Below are 18,786 nucleotides of genomic sequence, written 5' to 3'. Positions count from 1 at the left end.
TGAACCATGCGCGTTGGCGGCAGCCTTTGATCGTGGCACGATGTCAGGGTTATCGACCGAGACCCCAGACCATGCCGCAATCCCAAGCCAAGAATCTGTCCCTGATCGCCGCGATCGACCTGGGCTCCAACAGCTTCCACATGGTCGTGGCCAAGGCCCAGAACGGCGAAATCCGTATTCTCGAGCGTCTCGGGGAGAAGGTTCAGCTGGCCGCCGGCATCGACGATGAGCGCCATCTCAACGAAGAATCCATGCAGCGCGGGCTCGATTGCCTGAAGCGTTTTGCCCAACTGATCAACGGTATGCCGCTGGGCGCCGTGCGGATCGTCGGCACCAACGCCCTGCGCGAAGCGCGCAACCGCCTGGAGTTCATCCACCGCGCCGAAGAAATCCTTGGCCACCCGGTGGAAGTCATCTCCGGCCGTGAAGAGGCACGCCTGATCTACCTCGGCGTGTCCCACACCCTCGCCGACACCCCGGGCAAGCGTCTGGTCGCCGACATCGGCGGCGGCAGTACCGAATTCATCATCGGCCAGCGCTTCGAACCGTTGTTGCGCGAAAGCCTGCAAATGGGCTGCGTGAGTTTCACCCAGCGCTATTTCAAGGACGGCAAGATCACCCCGGCCCGCTACGCCCAGGCCTACACGGCGGCGCGGCTGGAAATCATGAGCATCGAACACGCCCTGCACCGTCTGACCTGGGATGAAGCCATCGGCTCCTCAGGGACCATCCGCGCCATCGGCCTGGCGCTGAAGGCCGGCGGTCACGGCACCGGCGAAGTGAACGCCGAAGGTCTGGCGTGGCTCAAGCGTCGCCTGTTCAAGCTCGGCGATGTCGACAAGATCGACTTCGAAGGCATCAAGCCTGACCGTCGGGCGATCTTCCCGGCCGGTCTGGCGATCCTTGAAGCGATCTTCGACGCCCTCGAACTGCAACGCATGGATCACTGCGAAGGCGCGCTGCGTGAAGGCGTGCTCTACGACCTGCTCGGCCGCCATCATCACGAAGACGTGCGCGAACGCACCCTGACCTCGCTGATGGAGCGCTACCACGTCGACCTGGAACAGGCCGCGCGAGTCGAGCGCAAAGCCCTGCACGCCTTCGATCAGGTGGCTGTCGATTGGCAACTGGATGACGGCATCTGGCGCGAACTGCTGGGCTGGGCGGCGAAAGTGCACGAAGTCGGGCTCGACATCGCTCACTACCACTACCACAAACACGGCGCCTACCTGATCGAGCACTCGGACCTTGCCGGGTTCTCCCGCGAAGACCAGCAAATGCTCGCCCTGCTGGTGCGCGGCCACCGCCGCAACATCCCCAAGGACAAGTTTGCCGAATTCGGCGAGGACGGCGACAAGCTGATCCGCCTGTGCGTGCTGCTGCGCTTCGCGATCCTGTTCCACCACATCCGCGGCACCCAGACCATGCCGCAGGTCGCGTTGCACGCCAATGGCGACAACCTCGACGTGGAATTCCCGGAGAACTGGCTGGATGAAAACCAGCTGACCCAGGCGGATTTCGCGCTTGAGGCCGAGTGGCTGACGCGGGTGGGCGTTGTCCTGACCGTGCACTGAGTCAAAGGCAGGCACAAAAAAGGCGATCCGGATGGATCGCCTTTTTTGTTTCAGGCTTGGGATTTTTAGCGCGTTTGAGATCGCTACCCCCTCACCCCAACCCTCTCCCCCAAGGGGGCGAGGGGGAAAGGGAGCCGATTTGTGTGCGTTTCAAATCCTGAGTTCGACTCGATTTTCCAGGTCGATGTATAGCGTGAGACACCTCGGTCAGTCCCTTCTCCCTCCGGGAGAGGGTTAGGGTGAGGGCCTTTTCTGCTTTTCGCCTTTCAGCGCTTAGCTGCTCACCGGCAGAATCGGGCTGCCCAGCCGCTCCAGCAACGTCGCCTGCGCACTGCGCGGGTTCTGGTTGCCGGTCGGCGTGTTGCGGATGTAGCGGCCGTCCGACTGCAGGCTCCAGCTGTGGGTGTTGTCGGTCAGGTACAGCTCCAGCTCTTTCTTGACCCGGGTCAGCAGCTTCTTGCCTTCCACCGGGAAGCAAGTCTCGACGCGCTTGTCGAGGTTGCGTTCCATCCAGTCGGCGCTGGAGAGGAACATCTGCTCCTCGCCACCGTTGAGGAAGTAGAACACCCGGGTGTGTTCAAGGAAGCGGCCGATGATCGAGCGTACGTGAATGTTGTGCGAAACCCCGGCGATGCCCGGACGCAGGCAGCACATGCCGCGCACCACCAGGTCGATGCGCACGCCGGACTGGCTGGCCTTGTACAGCGCACGGATGATCTTCGGATCGGTCAGCGAGTTGAACTTGGCGATGATGTGCGCCGGTTTGCCGTCGAGCGCGAATTGCGTCTCGCGGGTGATCATGTCGAGCATGCCCTTCTTCAGGGTGAACGGCGCATGCAGCAGCTTCTTCATGCGCAGCGTCTTGCCCATGCCGATCAACTGGCTGAACAGTTTGCCGACGTCTTCGCACAGGGCGTCGTCGGAGGTCAGCAGGCTGTAGTCGGTGTACAGACGGGCGTTGCCGGCGTGGTAGTTACCGGTGCCGAGGTGCGCGTAACGCACGATCTCGCCAGCCTCGCGACGCAGGATCAGCATCATCTTGGCGTGGGTCTTGAAGCCGACTACGCCGTAGATCACCACCGCACCGGCCGCCTGCAGACGGCTGGCCAGTTGCAGGTTGGATTCTTCGTCGAAGCGCGCGCGCAGCTCGATGACCGCCGTCACTTCCTTGCCGTTACGCGCGGCATCTACCAGCGCATCGACGATTTCCGAGTTGGCGCCGGAGCGGTACAGGGTCTGGCGCACGGCCAGAACGTGCGGATCCTTGGCGGCCTGGCGCAACAGGTCGACCACCGGGGTGAACGACTCGAACGGGTGCAGCAGCAGGATGTCCTGTTTGCTGACGACGCTGAAAATGTTCTCGCTGTTCTGCAGCAGTTTCGGGATCTGCGGCGTGAACGGCGTGTATTGCAGCTCCGGATGGCTGTCCAGACCGGTGATGCTGAACAGACGCGTCAGGTTCACCGGACCGTTGACCTGATACAGCTCGGTCTCGCTCAGGTTGAATTGCTTGAGCAGGTAGTCCGACAGGTGTTTCGGACAAGTGTCGGCGACTTCCAGGCGCACGGCGTCACCGTAACGACGGGAGAACAACTCGCCACGCAAGGCGCGGGCCAGATCTTCGACGTCTTCGGAATCGAGCGCAAGGTCGGCGTTCCGGGTCAGGCGGAACTGGTAGCAGCCCTTTACCTTCATGCCCTGGAACAGGTCATCGGCGTGAGCGTGGATCATCGACGACAGGAACACATAGTTGTCGCCAGGGCCGCCGACTTCTTCCGGCACCTTGATGATCCGTGGCAGCAGACGCGGCGCCGGGATGATCGCCAGACCGGAGTCGCGACCGAAGGCGTCGATGCCTTCGAGCTCGACGATGAAGTTCAGGCTCTTGTTCACCAGCAACGGGAACGGGTGCGTCGGGTCGAGGCCGATCGGGGTGATGATCGGCGCGATCTCGTCGCGGAAGTAACGTCGCACCCAGGTCTTGAGCTTGGTCGTCCAGTAGCGGCGACGGATGAAGCGGACCTGATGCTTTTCCAGCTCCGGCAGCAGGATGTCGTTGAGGATCGCGTACTGGCGGTCTACATGACCGTGCACCAGCTCGCTGATGCGGGCCAGGGCCTGATGCGGTTGCAGACCGTCGGCGCCGGCCTGTTCACGGGCGAAGGTGATCTGCTTTTTGAGGCCGGCGACACGGATTTCGAAGAATTCGTCGAGGTTGCTGGAGAAGATCAGCAGGAACTTCAGCCGCTCCAGCAACGGGTAGGACTCATCCAGTGCCTGTTCCAGCACGCGGATGTTGAACTGCAGTTGCGACAATTCCCGGTGGATATACAGGCTGCTGTCATCCAGGCCGGGAATCGCGATCACCGGCGCCGCCGCTGCGGGCTCTGACGTCGGCGCGGGTGGCGCAGGCTCCAGTTCCGGCGGGGTTTCGGTAATCTGCTCGACCACGGGTTGAGCTTCTTTTACGGCAACTTCAGTGAGTCCTTCGGTATTCATCGAATGTTCCTGGGAGGGCTATTTCTGCTCTCGTAACAATTGAGCGGCACGGACAGCAAAGTAAGTCAGGATGCCATCAGCGCCGGCACGTTTAAAGGCGGTCAGGGATTCGAGGATCACGCCTTCGCTCAACCAGCCATTCTGGATCGCCGCCATGTGCATGGCGTATTCGCCGCTAACCTGATAGACGAACGTCGGCACTTTGAAGGCATCTTTTACCCGGAACAAAATATCCAGGTAAGGCATGCCGGGTTTGACCATGACCATGTCCGCGCCTTCAGACAAGTCCGCGCCCACTTCGTGCAGCGCTTCGTCGCTGTTGGCCGGGTCCATCTGGTAGGAAGCCTTGTTCGCCTTGCCCAGGTTCGCGGCCGAACCCACGGCATCGCGGAACGGGCCGTAATAGGCACTGGCGTACTTGGCCGAGTAGGCCATGATCCGCACGTTGACGTGACCGGCCAGCTCCAGCGCCTCGCGGATCGCCTGGATGCGACCGTCCATCATGTCCGACGGGGCAACCACCTGGGCGCCAGCGGCGGCGTGGGACAACGCCTGCCTGACCAGTGCATCGACGGTGATGTCGTTCTGCACATAGCCTTCTTCGTCGAGAATGCCGTCCTGACCATGAGTGGTGAACGGATCGAGGGCGACATCGGTGATCACCCCCAGCTCCGGGAAGCGGTCACGCAGGGCGCGGGTGGCGCGCTGGGCGATACCTTCGGGATTCCACGCTTCGGCGGCATCGAGGGATTTGAGTTCAGGTGGCGTGACCGGGAACAGCGCCAGCGCCGGAATCCCCAGTTCGACCCATTTCGCCGCTTCTTCAAGCAGCAGGTCGATGGTCAGACGCTCGACACCCGGCATCGAAGCCACGGCTTCGCGACGGTTCTCACCGTCGAGCACGAACACCGGCAGGATCAGGTCATCGACCGTCAACACGTTCTCACGCACCAGCCGCCGGGAAAAATCATCACGGCGATTGCGACGCAGGCGGGTGGCGGGGAACAGGCGGTTGGCTGGGGTAAAGCTCACGGCAGACTCCTGAGCCCGCGCAGACGGGCGAGTGTGGCAGTTATAAGCGGCCATTATGACGGTCGTATTACAGTTATGTGCACCCCTGTGACATGTAGCCGCAATCCATTGTCGTTGTAGGAAATGTTAACGTCGAGACACATTTCGACACTTTCCTGAATGTGTCCGAAGGGTTAGGCTGCGCGTTCATTTCGCCAGCACCCAGACAATGCTCCAACAATTTCTGCATGACTTCGGCTACTTTGCCCTGTTTCTCGGCACGTTCTTCGAAGGCGAAACCATCCTGGTGCTCGCGGGCTTCCTCGCGTTCCGTGGTTACATGGACATCAACCTGGTGGTGGTCGTGGCGTTCTTCGGCAGCTATGCCGGCGATCAGCTGTGGTACTTCCTGGGCCGCAAGCACGGGCGCAAGTTGCTGGCGCGCAAACCGCGCTGGCAAATGATGGGCGACCGCGCGCTGGAGCATATCCGCAAACACCCGGACATCTGGGTCCTGAGCTTCCGCTTCGTTTACGGCCTGCGCACGGTGATGCCGGTGGCGATCGGCCTGTCGGGCTACCCGCCAGGACGCTATCTGCTGTTGAACGGCATTGGCGCAGCGATCTGGGCCGCCGCCCTGGCCGCGGCCGCGTACCACTTCGGTGCGGTGCTCGAAGGCATGCTGGGCAGCATCAAGAAATATGAACTGTGGGTGCTCGGTGCGCTGCTGGTGCTGGGTGTCGGCCTGTGGCTGCGCCGCCGGTTCAAGAATGCCCGGCTGGCCAAGAAGGTCTACGAAGACGAGCAGGCCGAACAACTGGCCAAGGCTGAACGACATAAAGCCGAACAGGCCAAATCCGCCGAACCTAAGACGCCAGCCGAGTAATCCGCTGGCGACAGTAATACAGCCCGATGCCACTGAGCAGGCTGTAACCGAGCAGGCCGGCCCAGACCTCGGGGCTGGCCGGCCATAGCCCGACCTGCGGCGCCAGCCACACCAGCGGCAGATTCGCCGCCAACCGCAGCAGCTCCAGCCTCAACGCCCACGGGCGATTCTCCAGGGCCACGCCCAAAACGAACAAACCGAACGCCACCGCGCCCCAGCCCAGTACCAGAGCGCCGGTCGACAGGCTGCGCTCCAGATTCATCAGGTAACTGCCCAGCGCCACATACACGCCGAATTGCAGCAGCACGTACCACTGCTGTCGGACGCCCAGCGGCACTTCGAATTTGCGGAAACGGCTCAAGTCCGGCTTGTGCATCGGGTACTTCGCCGCCACGTCCGCCGGGCGCCATCCGGTGCGCATGAACCAGATCCGCAGCTTGTCCCGTTTGCTCCCGGCGCGACGCGCGTCGTCCCACAGCTGCGCGTAAAACTGCACGTTGGCCCACAACGGATTCCAGCTCGCCAGCGGTGTGGTCACGCCGAAGATCACCGGTTCGTTGTCGTCCTCTTCCTGGAACGACCCAAACAGGCGATCCCAAATAATGAACACCCCACCGTAGTTGCGATCCATGTAGAGAGCGTTCTGCGCATGGTGGGCCCGATGATTGGACGGCGTGACGAAGATCCATTCGAACCAGCCGAGCTTGGGAATGTGCTTTGTATGCACCCAGAACTGATACAGCAGGTTCATCGCCGCGACGCTGACAAACACCAGCAGCGGCACACCGAGCACGGCCATCGGCAGGTAAAAGATCCAGCCCAGCAGAAACCCGGTGCTGGTCTGGCGCAAAGCGGTGGAAAGGTTGTAGTCCTCGCTCTGGTGATGCACGGAATGCGCCGCCCAGAGAATGTTCCGCTCGTGGCCCATGCGGTGCAGCCAGTAGTAGCAGAAGTCGTAGAGGACAAAAGCGAAGCCCCACGTCCAGACGCTGTCCGCCGACAGCCTGAGCAGCGCCAGATGCTCCAGGGCAAACCCGTAGGTCACCAGCCCCACGCCTTTGGTCAGCAGGCCGGTGGTGGTCGACAACACCCCGGTGCTGATGCTGTTCACCGCATCGGCCAGGCGATAGTTGCTCACCCCGCGCCAACGGTCGGCGATCAGCTCGGCCGCAATCAATACGAAGAAAAACGGCACCGCATACAGAATGAAGTTCATGACGCGCCCTGATCGAGATCCGTGTGCACAGATCCTAGGTGCAGCCACGGCTTGGCCCTATGGCAACGAACGACAAATTAGTGGACATTTAGCGCCATGAATCTGGAGAGAAACCCATGAGCAAAAAAGTTGCAGTGATCCTGTCCGGTTGCGGCGTGTACGACGGCGCCGAGATCCACGAAAGCGTCATCACCCTGTTGCGCCTCGACCAGCGCGGTGCCCAGGTGCAGTGCTTCGCCCCGGACATCGCGCAATTGCATGTGATCAACCACCTCACCGGCAAGGAAATGCCCGAGTCGCGCAACGTGCTGGTGGAGTCGGCGCGCATCGCCCGGGGCAACGTCAAGGATGTCCGTGAAGCCGATGTCGATGATTTCGATGCGCTGATCGTGCCCGGCGGTTTTGGTGCAGCCAAGAACCTGTCGAACTTCGCCGCCGACGGCGCTGGCTGCTGCGTTCAGCCGGACGTGCTGGCGCTGACCGAGGCGTTTGCCGAAGCGGGCAAACCGGTGGGCCTGATGTGCATCTCGCCGGCACTGGCCGCCAAGATCTACGGCCCGGGCGTGACCTGCACCATCGGCAATGACGCGGAGACGGCCAAGGCCATCGGCAAGATGGGTGCCACCCACGAAGACTGCGCGGTGACCGATATCATCGAAGACAAGGCGCGCAAACTGGTGACCACCCCGGCCTACATGCTGGCGCAGTCGATCAGTGAAGCAGCTTCGGGGATCAACAAGCTGGTGGATCGCGTGCTTGAGCTGACCCACGAAAACGACGCCTGATCTAAATCCAGTGTGGGAGCGAGCCTGCTCGCGATGGCTGCTTTACAGGCAACCGTTATGTTGAATGTACGGGCCTCATCGCGAGCAGGCTCGCTCCCACAGGGTAAAGAGTTTTGCTCAGGATTGGCGGGATAGCCGCGTCAGGATCCGGTCCAGCGCATTGGCGAACGCCTGCTTCTCCCGGTCGCCGAACGGCGCCGGGCCGCCGCTGACCTGGCCCTGCTCTCGCAGGTCGGTGAACAGGTTGCGCGTCGCCAGCCGTTCACCCATGTTCTGCGCGTCGAACTCCTTGCCTCGCGGGTCCAGCGCTGCCACGCCCTTCTTCACCAGCCGGTCGGCCAGCGGAATGTCGCTGCAGATCACCAGTTCGCCCGGCACCGCGTGCTCCACCAGATAATCATCCGCCGCATCCGGGCCGCTCGGCACCACGATCAGCTTGACGATCGCCAGTGCCGGTTTGCTCTGCGGCTGCCCCGCCACCAGCACCACTTCGAAGCGGCGCTTGAGGGCGAACTTGACCACCAGCTCCTTGGCCATCTTCGGGCAGGCGTCGGCATCGATCCATACGCGCATGTTTTCTACCTCCAAAAAATTCGCGAGCAAGCTCGCTCCCACAAGGTTATACACAATCCCTGTGGGAGCGGGCTTGCCCGCGAATGTGAGCGCAGCGAATGCTGTTTAAGCAGCCACTCGGCGCTTTTCCGCCACCCGGCTGCGGCCGTACAGCACGATGATCGCGGCTATCGCCACGGCCTGCGCCGTCAGCGAGTAGGCGTCGGCGTGAATGCCCAGCCATTCGAAATCGAAGAACGCCACCGGCCGCGTGCCGAAGATCCCGGCTTCCTGCAAGGCCTTCACACCATGACCGGCAAACACCACCGACAGTGCGCACAGCAGCCCCGCGTTGATGCTGAAGAACAGCGCCAGCGGCAGTTTCGCCGAGCCGCGCAGGATCACCCACGCCAGACCGAACAGCAGCACCAGCGCCGTCGCACCACCGGCCAGTACCGCGTCATGCCCGGCAGGCCCGGCCTGCAACCACAGGGTTTCGTAGAACAGGATCACTTCGAACAACTCGCGGTACACCGAGAAGAACGCCAGGATCGCGAAGCCGAACCGCCCGCCGCCACCGACCAGGCTCTGCTTGATGTAATCCTGCCAGGCCGCCGCGTGCCGACGGTCGTGCATCCACACCCCGAGCCACAGCACCATGACACTGGCGAACAACGCCGTGGCGCCTTCCAGCAATTCACGTTGGGAACCGCTGACATCGATCACGTACGCCGCCAGCGCCCAGGTACCAAGACCGGCCAGCAGCGCCAGCCCCCAACCGACGTTGACACTGCGCACCGCCGATTGCTGGCCGGTATTGCGCAGGAACGCGAGGATCGCCGCCAGCACCAGAATCGCTTCCAGGCCTTCGCGCAGCAGAATCAACAAACCGGAGATGTAACTCAGCGACCAGCTCAGACCGTCGCTGCCCAGCAAATCGGCGGACTCCTTGAGCTTGGCCTTCGCGGCGTCGAGACGCTGCTCGGCCTGCTCCACCGGCAAGCCGTCCTGCAGTGATTGCCGGTAGGCCATCAGGGATTTTTCGGTGTCCTTGCGCACATTGGCGTCGACGTTATCCAGCGAACTTTCGACCAGTTCGAAGCCTTCCAGATAGGCGGCGACGGACAAGTCATACGCCTGATCACGCTCGCCGGCGCGGTAGGCGGCGAGGCTCTTGTCCAGGGTCGCAGCGGTGTAGTCGAGCAACTGCGCCGGACCACGCTTGACCTGCGGCGGTTGCGCCCGCTGTGCGCGGAAGGTCGCGGCAGCGGTCGGGCCTTCCGCGGCCTGCACTTCGGCCGGCGTCTGACGGGCAAGGTCGGCGATGTTGTAGGTCTTGTCGGTTTTGACCGTAGCCGGGTCGGCACTGAACTGGGCGATGTAGGTCGCCAGGTCCCAGCGCTGACGGTCGTCCAGCTGATCGGCGAAGGCCGGCATGTCGGTGCCTTCGACGCCCTGGCCGAGGGTGTTGTAGATCGCGTAGAGACTCAGATGATCCAGACGCCTGGCATCACGCAGGTTGGCCGGCGCAGGCTCCATGCCGACACCCGCAGGGCCATCGCCGGCACCGTTGGTGCCATGACACACCGAGCAGTGCTGGGTATAGAGCGGCGCACCACGGGTCGGATCCGGGGTGATGATCGGCGCCTGGCTGACTTCATAGGCCACCGCCAGTTTCGCCCCCAGTTGCCGGGCCTGACGGGCGACGTCCGCGCCGTCCTGCTTCGCGGTGATCGCAGCCAGCAGAGCGTCGATGCCCTGCTCCAGGCCGGCCTTCTCCGGTTTGGCCGGCATGCCGGCAATCAAGCCTTGCAGCGCGCGGGTGAACTCCAGCTGCTCGCGGTATTCGGCATCGTCGATGACCTTGCCTGCCTCTACCGTTGGCGGGTAATCGGCGCTGATGTAATCGAGCAGGTGCAGCGCTTGCGGCGCGCCTTCCACGGTATCGGCCAGCAGATTGAAGCTGCTCAGGGCAAACAACGGGAACACCAGCCAGGCCAGGAATCGGGACGAGGCAGTCATGAAGGGGTCTCAATTGGAAATGCGAAGTAACACATTGTTCACGTCGATGGAGGCTGACTCAAGCTTTCTCGTTGGCCGCACCGGAATTACGCGCATTGTGCTGCAGCACATAGCCAACACTCGCCTCTATACTGCGTCGCCTTTCGCCCCTTTCGATTAAGGAAGATCTCGTGGTCATGCGCCATTGCCTGCTGTTTCCCTTGCTGTTGAGTGCGCTCCTGCAACTGAGCGGTTGCGGGGCCTACCGCAATTACGACCTGGAACTGCAACAAACCACCGATCAATTGAAAGCAGGCAACACCGGGGGTGCGCTGGCCCTGATCGAGGCGCATAACCCGGATGAAGAAAAAGACCTGCTGTATTACTTCGAGAAAGGTGCGGTACTCAGCGCCGCCGGCGAGTTGCCGCAGAGCCAGGTGGCCTGGCGCAGTGCCGAACAGATGGTGATCCAGCGCCAGGACACCATTGAAACCACTGGCGACAAGCTGCTTTCCGCCCTGGGCAATCAATGGGGCAGCATCATCAACGACAAGATTCGTCGCTACGATGGCTATGACTATGAAAAGGTCATGCTGACCACGCAAATGGCCCTGAATCAGTTGGCCGTGAATGATTTCGATGGCGCCCGTGCGGACATCAAGAAGACCCACGAGCGCGAAACACTGATCGCCCGGCAGCGAGAGCTGGAATACGAGCGTGTTGAAAACGCCGCCAAGGACCGGGGCGCCCGCGTGCATTACAAGGACCTGCAAGGTTACCCGGTGGTCATGCTGGACTCGCCGGCGGTCATCGCCCTGAAGAACGGCTATCAAAGTGCGTTCAGCCACTATCTGGCCGGCTTCACTTATGAAGCCCTGGGCGAAAAGGATCTGGCGGCCCCGGGTTATCGTCAGGCCATTGAACTGCGTCCTGACATGCCGTTCTTCCAACAGGCCTTGCGCGACCTCGACAGCCCCGGGCTCAAGGCCGGCGAAAGCGACGTGCTGATCATCGTGCAAAGCGGGCTGGCACCGGCTCGCAGCTCGGTGCGCGTGCCGTATCCGGTGAAGCTTGAAGACGGTCAGGTGATCGTCGCCAATGTGTCGTTTCCGGTGATGGTGCCCGACACCTCCACCCAGCCTTTCAATCAGATAAGCCTCGACGGCCGCCAGAAGAAGCTGATCACCGTCAACAACATCACCGACATGTCCCTGCGCACCCTGCGTGACGACATGCCCGGGATCATTCAACGCACCACGTATCGAGCGTTCCTCGCTGCAGACGTCCAGGGCACCGACAATCGGCGCAATCCGGCCAAAGCGTCCTACGTCACCCATTACGATGGATTCGAGCACGCAGACACCCGCACCTGGCGCACCCTGCCCAACCTCACGCAAGTGCTACGCCTGCGTCTGAAGAAAGGCGAACACTCGATCAGCCTGCCAACCGCGCCCGGTGTCGCCCCGCTGAAAATCCGCATTGATCAGGATCGCCAGATCATCGGCCTGCGAGCCCTGGGCGACCGAATTTATGCCAACGGCAGTGCTTTCCAGGCGCCCGTTTCAGCGGAAAGCCGCGTGGTATCCGGCCTGAAATAAGTAATGGCATCTAACTAACCGGTGCAATTAAAAAGCTATTACATAGCCAGCATCGCCCGCTTATAATGCCGCGCCCTCGTTATCGCGACGCGGCATTAAAGCTCCTCTGTTTATGAGGATTTGGCAGGAGGCCAGCGCCACTGCCGATCGGTCCCAGCAGCCCGACCCGCACCCGAGGCTGTCGCTACTCATGGAAGAAGTACCCCATGGCATTCCGCGCTCCCACTCTGATCGCGCTTGGCGCAGTCACTCTGCTGTCCGGCTGTTCGGCGTTTCGCAACTACGATTCCGAACTGGCCCAGACCAACCAGCAACTGGCCACCGGCAACGTCGACGCCGCCCTGACCCTGCTGGAAAAGAACAACACCGGCCCGGACAAGGACCTGCTCTATTACTTCGAGAAAGGTGAACTGCTGCGCGCCAAGGGCGACCTGTCCGGCAGCCAGAACGCCTGGACCAGCGCCGACCAGGTGGTGGGCAAGTGGGAAGATTCGGTCAAGCTCGACACCGACAAATACCTGGCCCAATTCGGCAGTTTCCTGGTCAATGACAAGGTCCGTCGCTACGAAGGCTACGATTACGAAAAAGTCATGCTGACCACGCAGATGGCCCTGAACCTGCTGGCGGTCAACGATTTCGACGGCGCCCGCACCGCGATCAAGAAGACCCACGAACGTGAAGCCGTGATCGCCGACCTGCGTGACAAGGAATACCTCAAGAGCGAAGAGGAAGCCGAGAAAGAAGGCATCAAGACCCAGTACAAGGACTTGCAAGGCTACCCGGTCGCCAGTCTCGACGCCCCGGAAGTGGTCGGCCTGAAGAACAGCTATCAGAGTGCGTTCAGCCACTACCTGGCCGGTTTCGTCTACGAAGCCCTGGATGAAAAAGACCTGGCCGCGCCGGGTTACCGCAAGGCGGCCGAGCTGCGTCCGAACACGCCGTTGCTGGAGCAGGCACTGGTCAACCTCGACAAACCGGTCAAGAGCGATGACAGCGACGTCCTGATCGTGGTGCAAAGCGGTCTGGCACCGGCCCGCGACTCGATCCGCGTACCGCTGCCGCTGCCAATCTCCAACAACGTGGTGATCACCCCGCTGTCGTTCCCGATCATCAAGCCTGACACCTCGACCACGACCTTCGCGCAGATCGGCGTCGACGGCCAGCAACTGAACCTGACCGCCCTCAACAGCACCACCGCCATGTCCCGCCGCGCCTTGCGCGATGACATGCCGGGCATCATCGTGCGCACCATGGTGCGGGCAATCACCAAAGGCGTGGCGCAGAAGAAGATCAACGAAACCAACCCGCTGGCGGGTCTGGCAGTCGGTATCTCTTCAGCAATGCTCGAAGGTGCCGATACCCGTACGTGGCGTACCCTGCCGGACACCACTCAAGTGGTACGTCTGCGCCTGAAAAAGGGTGAGCATCAGGTTACTCTGCCGAGCGCCGTGGGTGGCACGCAGGTCAAGCTCACCGTCGATCAGCGTTATCAGGTCATCACCCTGCGCGCCGTCGGCAATCAGGTGTTCGCCGCGGGCCTCGCCGCCCACGTGACCCCGAGCGCCGGCACCACCGCCGTAGCCAGCCTCAAACAACCTTAAGAACGGAGTCTTTGCATGCGTTTCAAACTCTTCGCTGTCGCCGCCCTCGCCGTGCTGGCCAGCGGCTGCGCCACCCCGCCACCACCGGAGCCGGGCAGCGCCGCGAGCAAGGTCGTGGCCATGGGCCCGCAGAAACACATCGCGGTCGGCGCCATGCGCGTTGCCCGCGAGAACGGCTTCATGACCGTCAATGTGCAGTTGACCAACACCCTCAACAGCAACAAGACGTTCTACTACCGCTTTGCCTGGCTCGGCGCGGAAGGTTTCCCGATCGCCGAAGAAGAAGTCTGGAAGAGCCAGATGATGTACGGCGCCCAGACCAGCTTCATCCAGGGCATCGCCCCGACGCCGAAAGCCGTGGACTTCCGTCTTGAAATGAAGACGCCTTGAGCCCGACACCCTTTCCCGATTCAGAGAGCATTCCCATGTTTGCACGCTTTTCCTTCATCGCTGTCCTCGCCCTGCTGGCTTCCGGTTGCGCCAACACTTCGCCGACCCTGGGCAGCAAGAACATCAGCTACGGTGACACCAAGGCCGTTGAAACCGTGACCAACGAGTTCGGCTCGACCGACCTGCAGATGATCGCCGAATCGATGACCCGCTCCCTGGCCCAGTCCGGCATTCTGCAAGGCCGCCCGGTGGTGCAGGTCTACGACGTGAAGAACAAGACCAGCGAATACATCGACACCCGCGAAATCACCACCAGCATCAAGACCCAGCTGATGAAGTCCGGCACCGCCCGCTTCGCCAGCGACAACACTGCGATGCAGAGCCAGGTCGACCAGCTCAAGCTGCAGAACCAGAGCGGCCTGTACAAGAAGAGCACCGTGGCCAAGACTGGCAACATGATCGCCGCCAAATACCGTCTTGAAGGTTCGATCAGCTCGATCGTCAAGCGCAGCAGCGATTACAAGGACGTCTTCTACAAATTCAGCCTGCAACTGATCGACGTTGAAAGCGGTCTGGCCGAGTGGATGGACGAGAAAGAGATCCGCAAAACCACGGAGCGTTAATCGATGCGCGCATGGATTGGCATGATGGCCCTGGCTTGCGCGTTCAGCGCGCAAGCGGCCCCGAAAGTCGCGGTAACGGATCTGGCGTACCAGGAACGCGTGGAGCAATACATCCACGTCGTTTCGTCGAAGAACAATTACCGCGAGGGCTACTACAGCTCCAGCGGTTCTTCGAGCTACGACGAATTCGAATCCAACACCAGCTACATCGAGCAAGCCGAACTGCGCAAATTCACCGGCGATATCAAGGGTGAAATCCTGCGCACCGGCATGTTCCAGTTGATTCAGGGCACGCCCTACACCGCCTCGTCCAAGGGTGACATCTACGATGTGATCAAGCGGATCAAGGCCGGCAACTTCAAGGGCGCCGACTATGTGCTGTTCGGTACGGTGTCCGACATCGACTTCACCCAGGACATGAACGAGCTGGCCAACACCGACAGCTATTCAGCCGTTCTGGGCCTGACGCTGGTGGCCGACTTCAGCCTGATCAACACCAAAACCTACGAGATCACATCGGCCTTCACGGCCATGGGCGAAGCGCAGGACACCAAACTGGTGAACCACCGCGACATCAAGATCTCGCTGAACCGCCCTCGGGTGGTGCGTGATGTCTCGAAGGCGTTGGGTGAAGACGTGGCCGGCCAGCTGAGCATGCAGCTCGGCGGAGGCGGTTACGAGCAGTCGCGTGAACCGCAGCAGCGCAACAATCTGCCGCGTGATTCGGCGCCGGTGATTCTTCACTGACCGACCGCCGAAAACGAAAAAGGCGACCTGAAAAGGTCGCCTTTTTTATGCCTGCGCGCTTTACGCGGCGGCTTTGCGCAACGTCGCCATGAACGCCGCTGCACCGATGAACAGCCCGGCAAACGTACGGTTCATGCGTTTTTGCTGGGTCGGTGTGCGCAACAGGCGCAGCACCTTGGACGCCAGCCCGGTGTAGCCGGCCATGACGATCAGGTCGACGCAGATCATGGTCACGCCGATCACCACGTACTGGATCAACAGCGGCGCATGCGGATTGATGAACTGCGGCAGCACCGCCAGCATGAACACCAGGGCCTTGGGGTTGCTGATGTTCACCAGGAATCCACGGAATACCAGCGCCATCGGCCGGCCGATCGGGCGTACCGCCGCGTCATCGCTCATGTCCATCGGCAGTGCGCGCCATTGTTTGACCGCCAGATAAATCAGGTAAGCGACACCGAACCATTTGATCGCATGGAACGCGGTGGCCGAAGCGGTGAGGATCGCGCCGACACCGGCGCCGACGATGGCAATCTGCAGGGCCAGACCCAGCTGCAGGCCCAGGGCGTTCCAGTAACCGCGCCAGAAACCGTATTGCAGACCGCTGGACATCGACGCAATCGCGCCGGCGCCCGGAGAAAGGCTGATTACCCAACACGCGGCAAAAAACGCCAGCCATGTTTGAAGCTCCATCGCACACCTCGACTCAGACTCGTGACAAACGTCCAAGCTAATGGGATTCAGGCTGGATGACTACCGATTTTTTTCAGGATGTTGCGGTCGCCGACCAACGTGGCCGGCGCCCGATCACTTTTCGAAACCGCTGGAAGGGAATACATCCGTACCACGCCAGCGTCGCACCGAACGCTGGAAGAACAGGCTGTTGGGCACCTGCACCATGGCGCTGCCGGTGCCGAGCTCTTCGGCTTCGATCAGTGTGGTGTAGAGCAGATTGATCGCCACCACCCGGCCTTTGACGCCGGGCTTGTCGGTGGTGTCGACCAGTTCGACTACGTCGCCTAGACGAAACGGGCCGACGGTGAATATCAGAATCGCGCAGAGCAGGTTCGACAGCACGCTCCACATGGCGAAAAACGCCACCGCTGCAACGGCGACGAAACCCGACAATGCGGTCCACAGCACCGTGGCGGAGACCCCAAGGCGCTCCAGCACGAAGATCAGCGCACTGCCCATGATCAGCCAGCGCAGGCCCCCGCGCAGCGGCATCAGCAGTTGCGGCGGGAACGGATACTTCTCGCCCAGACGCGTCAGGAACCGCGCGACGACGCGCTGAGCGAAGTAACCCGCCAACAGGATCAGCAGAATCTGCACACCCAGCCAGATCGGCTCGATCCACACCGCCGGCAGCGGCAGCTTGAACGCCTCCATCAGGACAGCGCCTCCAGCTCCGCCTGCATGGTTTCCAGGGTTTCCAGCGCCTGCATCCACGCTTCTTCAAGCTCGCCTTCGCGGACTTTCAGCTTGGCCTGTTCGGCCAGCAGGTCGCGCAATTCGTTCTTGCGCGCCGGCTCGTAGAGATCGCTGTCGCCGAGGCTGGCATCGACCTTGGCCAGTTTCTCGTGCAGCTTCCCGAGTTCGGCTTCGAGCTTGTCGGCTTCGCGCTTGTGCGGCGCCAGTTGCTGACGCAACGCAGCGGCGGCCTGGCGCTGGGCCTTCTTGTCGGTCTTGTCCGGGTTGACCGGCGTGTTGCTGACCGGGGCGTTGCGCTGACGGTACTCGACCAGCCAACGGGCGTAGTCTTCGAGGTCGCCATCGAACTCTTCGACCTTGCCGTCCGCGACCAGGAAGAAGTTGTCGGTGGTGCTCTTGAGCAGGTGCCGATCGTGGGAAACCACCAGTACCGCGCCACTGAACTCCTGCAGCGCCATGGTCAGCGCCAGGCGCATTTCCAGGTCCAGGTGGTTGGTCGGTTCGTCGAGCAGCAACAGGTTCGGCCGTTCCCAGGCGATCAACGCCAGGGCCAGACGGGCCTTTTCGCCACCGGAGAAATTCAGTACCGGCTCGTCGATCCGCGCGCCACGGAAGTCGAAACCACCGAGGAAGTCGCGCAGGGTCTGCTCACGTTCGGTCGGCGCCAGACGTTGCAGGTGCAGCAACGGGCTGGCCTTGGCATCCAGCGAATCGAGCTGATGCTGGGCGAAGTAGCCGACCACCGTGTTCTCACCACGGGTCAAGCGCCCGGCCAGCGGCGACAGCTCGCCGGCGAGGTTCTTGATCAGGGTCGATTTACCCGCGCCGTTGGGGCCGAGCAAGCCGATCCGCGCGCCGGGGGTCAGTTGCAGCTTGACCTTCTCCAGCACGGTTTTTTCGCCATAACCGAGGCGCGCATCGGACAGGTCGATCAGCGTGCTGGAGATCTTGGTCGACTCGCGGAACACGAAATCGAACGGCGAATCGACGTGGGCCGCCGACAGCTCTTCCATCCGCTCCAGCGCCTTGATCCGGCTCTGGGCCTGACGGGCCTTGGTGGCCTGGGCCTTGAACCGGGCGATGTAGCTTTCCATGTGCGCACGCTGCGCCTGCTGCTTCTCGTAGGCCTGTTGCTGCTGGGCCAGACGCTCGGCACGGGCGCGCTCGAACGCGGTGTAGCCGCCCCGGTAGAGCACCAGTTTGCGCTGATCGACGTGGGCCACGTGATCGACCACTTCATCGAGGAAGTCCCGGTCGTGGGAAATCAGCAACAAAGTGCCGGGGTAACTTTTCAGCCACTCTTCGAGCCAGATGATGGCGTCGAGGTCGAGGTGGTTGGTCGGTTCGTCGAGCAGCAGCAGGTCTGACGGACACATCAAAGCCTGCGCAAGGTTCAGACGCATCCGCCAGCCACCGGAGAAATCTCCTACCTGACGATCCATCTGCTCGTTGGTGAAACCGAGACCGGCCAGCAACTTGCGCGCCCGCGCATCGGCGGTGTAACCGTCGGCGCTGTCGAGTTCGGCGTGCAGGCGCGCCAGAGCAGCCCCGTCGTGGGCCTCTTCAGCCGCTGCGAGATCACGCTGGACCTCGCGCAGACGCAGGTCGCCATCGAGCACGTAGTCGACCGCCAGACGCTCGAGGGTGTCGACCTCCTGGCGCATGTGGGCGATACGCCAGTCGGCCGGCAGCAGGCAGTCGCCCGAATCCGGGTGCAACTCACCGCGGAGCAAGGCGAACAGGCTGGATTTGCCGGCGCCGTTGGCACCGATGAGGCCGGCTTTGTGGCCGGCGTGCAGGGTCAGCTCGGCGTCTTCTAGCAGACGTTGCGGGCCACGCTGTAAAGTCAGGTTCTGAAGTCGGATCATAATG

The 18,786-nt window shown here is 62.0% G+C and carries 16 protein-coding genes; 8 read left to right on the top strand and 8 right to left on the bottom strand.

Translation table 11 applies throughout. The annotated features are described in order from the left end of the window. The first annotated feature begins 71 nt into the window (after positions 1–71). Positions 72–1,574: an exopolyphosphatase gene (ppx, locus tag OQ248_RS11865; protein WP_134828472.1), complete on the top strand. Its 1,503-nt coding sequence runs from the start codon at positions 72–74 to the stop codon at positions 1,572–1,574. Between the two features lie 273 nt (positions 1,575–1,847). Here the strand turns inward: ppx and ppk1 are convergent, their stop codons facing one another. Together ppk1 and hemB are read right to left on the bottom strand one after the other, a co-directional pair. Next, on the bottom strand, positions 1,848–4,073 hold the full coding sequence (gene ppk1 / locus OQ248_RS11860; RefSeq protein ID WP_265812920.1) for a polyphosphate kinase 1: 2,226 nt from the start codon (positions 4,071–4,073) through the stop codon (positions 1,848–1,850). 18 nt (positions 4,074–4,091) lie between these two features. Further along, positions 4,092–5,105: a porphobilinogen synthase gene (hemB, locus tag OQ248_RS11855; RefSeq protein WP_265812919.1), complete on the bottom strand. Its 1,014-nt coding sequence runs from the start codon at positions 5,103–5,105 to the stop codon at positions 4,092–4,094. 208 nt (positions 5,106–5,313) lie between these two features. On the opposite strand from hemB, the gene OQ248_RS11850 reads away from it, so the two are divergent. Further along, positions 5,314–5,970 carry a DedA family protein gene (locus tag OQ248_RS11850; protein ID WP_085708953.1) on the top strand — a complete coding sequence of 219 codons (657 nt, stop codon included), beginning with the start codon at positions 5,314–5,316 and terminating at the stop codon, positions 5,968–5,970. Here the strand turns inward: OQ248_RS11850 and OQ248_RS11845 are convergent. Continuing rightward, complete coding sequence (locus OQ248_RS11845; RefSeq protein ID WP_265812918.1) at positions 5,951–7,186, bottom strand: sterol desaturase family protein; 1,236 nt, start codon at positions 7,184–7,186, stop codon at positions 5,951–5,953. The two genes, OQ248_RS11850 and OQ248_RS11845, sit on opposite strands and share 20 nt — an antisense overlap. 116 nt (positions 7,187–7,302) lie before the next feature. Here OQ248_RS11845 and elbB point away from each other — a divergent pair, with 116 nt between their 5' ends. After that, complete coding sequence (gene elbB, locus OQ248_RS11840) at positions 7,303–7,971, top strand: isoprenoid biosynthesis glyoxalase ElbB (RefSeq protein ID WP_085708951.1); 669 nt, start codon at positions 7,303–7,305, stop codon at positions 7,969–7,971. Between the two features lie 117 nt (positions 7,972–8,088). On the opposite strand, the gene OQ248_RS11835 is transcribed toward elbB, so the two are convergent. Further along, positions 8,089–8,544 (bottom strand): YaiI/YqxD family protein, encoded by a 456-nt coding sequence (locus OQ248_RS11835; RefSeq protein WP_262193210.1) that lies wholly within the window; start codon positions 8,542–8,544, stop codon positions 8,089–8,091. A 105-nt stretch (positions 8,545–8,649) separates the two neighbouring features. Continuing rightward, a complete protein-coding gene (locus OQ248_RS11830) occupies positions 8,650–10,545 on the bottom strand; it encodes an FTR1 family protein (protein WP_265812917.1) in 1,896 nt (631 codons plus the stop codon). 176 nt (positions 10,546–10,721) lie between these two features. On the opposite strand from OQ248_RS11830, the gene OQ248_RS11825 reads away from it, so the two are divergent. The 5 genes from OQ248_RS11825 to OQ248_RS11805 all read left to right on the top strand — a co-directional run bounded on the left by OQ248_RS11825 (position 10,722) and on the right by OQ248_RS11805 (position 15,483). Next, the gene (locus OQ248_RS11825) at positions 10,722–12,122 is read left to right on the top strand and encodes a hypothetical protein (protein ID WP_265815089.1); all 1,401 of its coding nucleotides are present in this window, start codon (positions 10,722–10,724) and stop codon (positions 12,120–12,122) included. A 206-nt stretch (positions 12,123–12,328) separates the two neighbouring features. Next, entirely contained in the window at positions 12,329–13,723 is a 1,395-nt protein-coding gene (locus OQ248_RS11820; protein ID WP_265812916.1) for a hypothetical protein, read from the top strand. A gap of 15 nt (positions 13,724–13,738) precedes the next feature. Continuing rightward, a complete protein-coding gene (locus OQ248_RS11815) occupies positions 13,739–14,113 on the top strand; it encodes a YcfL family protein (protein ID WP_085731449.1) in 375 nt (124 codons plus the stop codon). 35 nt (positions 14,114–14,148) lie between these two features. Beyond that, positions 14,149–14,736, top strand: coding sequence for a penicillin-binding protein activator LpoB (gene lpoB / locus OQ248_RS11810; RefSeq protein ID WP_007951848.1), 588 nt, complete (start codon positions 14,149–14,151; stop codon positions 14,734–14,736). Positions 14,737–14,739: 3 nt separating this feature from the next. Then, positions 14,740–15,483, top strand: coding sequence for a penicillin-binding protein activator LpoB (locus OQ248_RS11805; RefSeq protein WP_265812915.1), 744 nt, complete (start codon positions 14,740–14,742; stop codon positions 15,481–15,483). A gap of 60 nt (positions 15,484–15,543) precedes the next feature. Here the strand turns inward: OQ248_RS11805 and OQ248_RS11800 are convergent, their stop codons facing one another. The 3 genes from OQ248_RS11800 to OQ248_RS11790 form a co-directional block, all read right to left on the bottom strand. After that, positions 15,544–16,176 carry a LysE family transporter gene (locus OQ248_RS11800; RefSeq protein WP_192552540.1) on the bottom strand — a complete coding sequence of 211 codons (633 nt, stop codon included), beginning with the start codon at positions 16,174–16,176 and terminating at the stop codon, positions 15,544–15,546. 114 nt (positions 16,177–16,290) lie between these two features. Continuing rightward, the gene (locus tag OQ248_RS11795) at positions 16,291–16,872 is read right to left on the bottom strand and encodes a mechanosensitive ion channel family protein (protein WP_265812914.1); all 582 of its coding nucleotides are present in this window, start codon (positions 16,870–16,872) and stop codon (positions 16,291–16,293) included. Continuing rightward, positions 16,872–18,782: an ATP-binding cassette domain-containing protein gene (locus tag OQ248_RS11790; RefSeq protein ID WP_265812913.1), complete on the bottom strand. Its 1,911-nt coding sequence runs from the start codon at positions 18,780–18,782 to the stop codon at positions 16,872–16,874. The genes OQ248_RS11795 and OQ248_RS11790 overlap by 1 nt, the downstream gene beginning before the upstream one ends. Positions 18,783–18,786 lie beyond the last annotated feature (4 nt).

Origin of the sequence: Pseudomonas sp. COW5 (assembly GCF_026240005.1) — a bacterium.
Lineage (GTDB): Bacteria > Pseudomonadota > Gammaproteobacteria > Pseudomonadales > Pseudomonadaceae > Aquipseudomonas > Aquipseudomonas kribbensis.
This window is presented reverse-complemented; position numbering and strand designations above follow the sequence as displayed.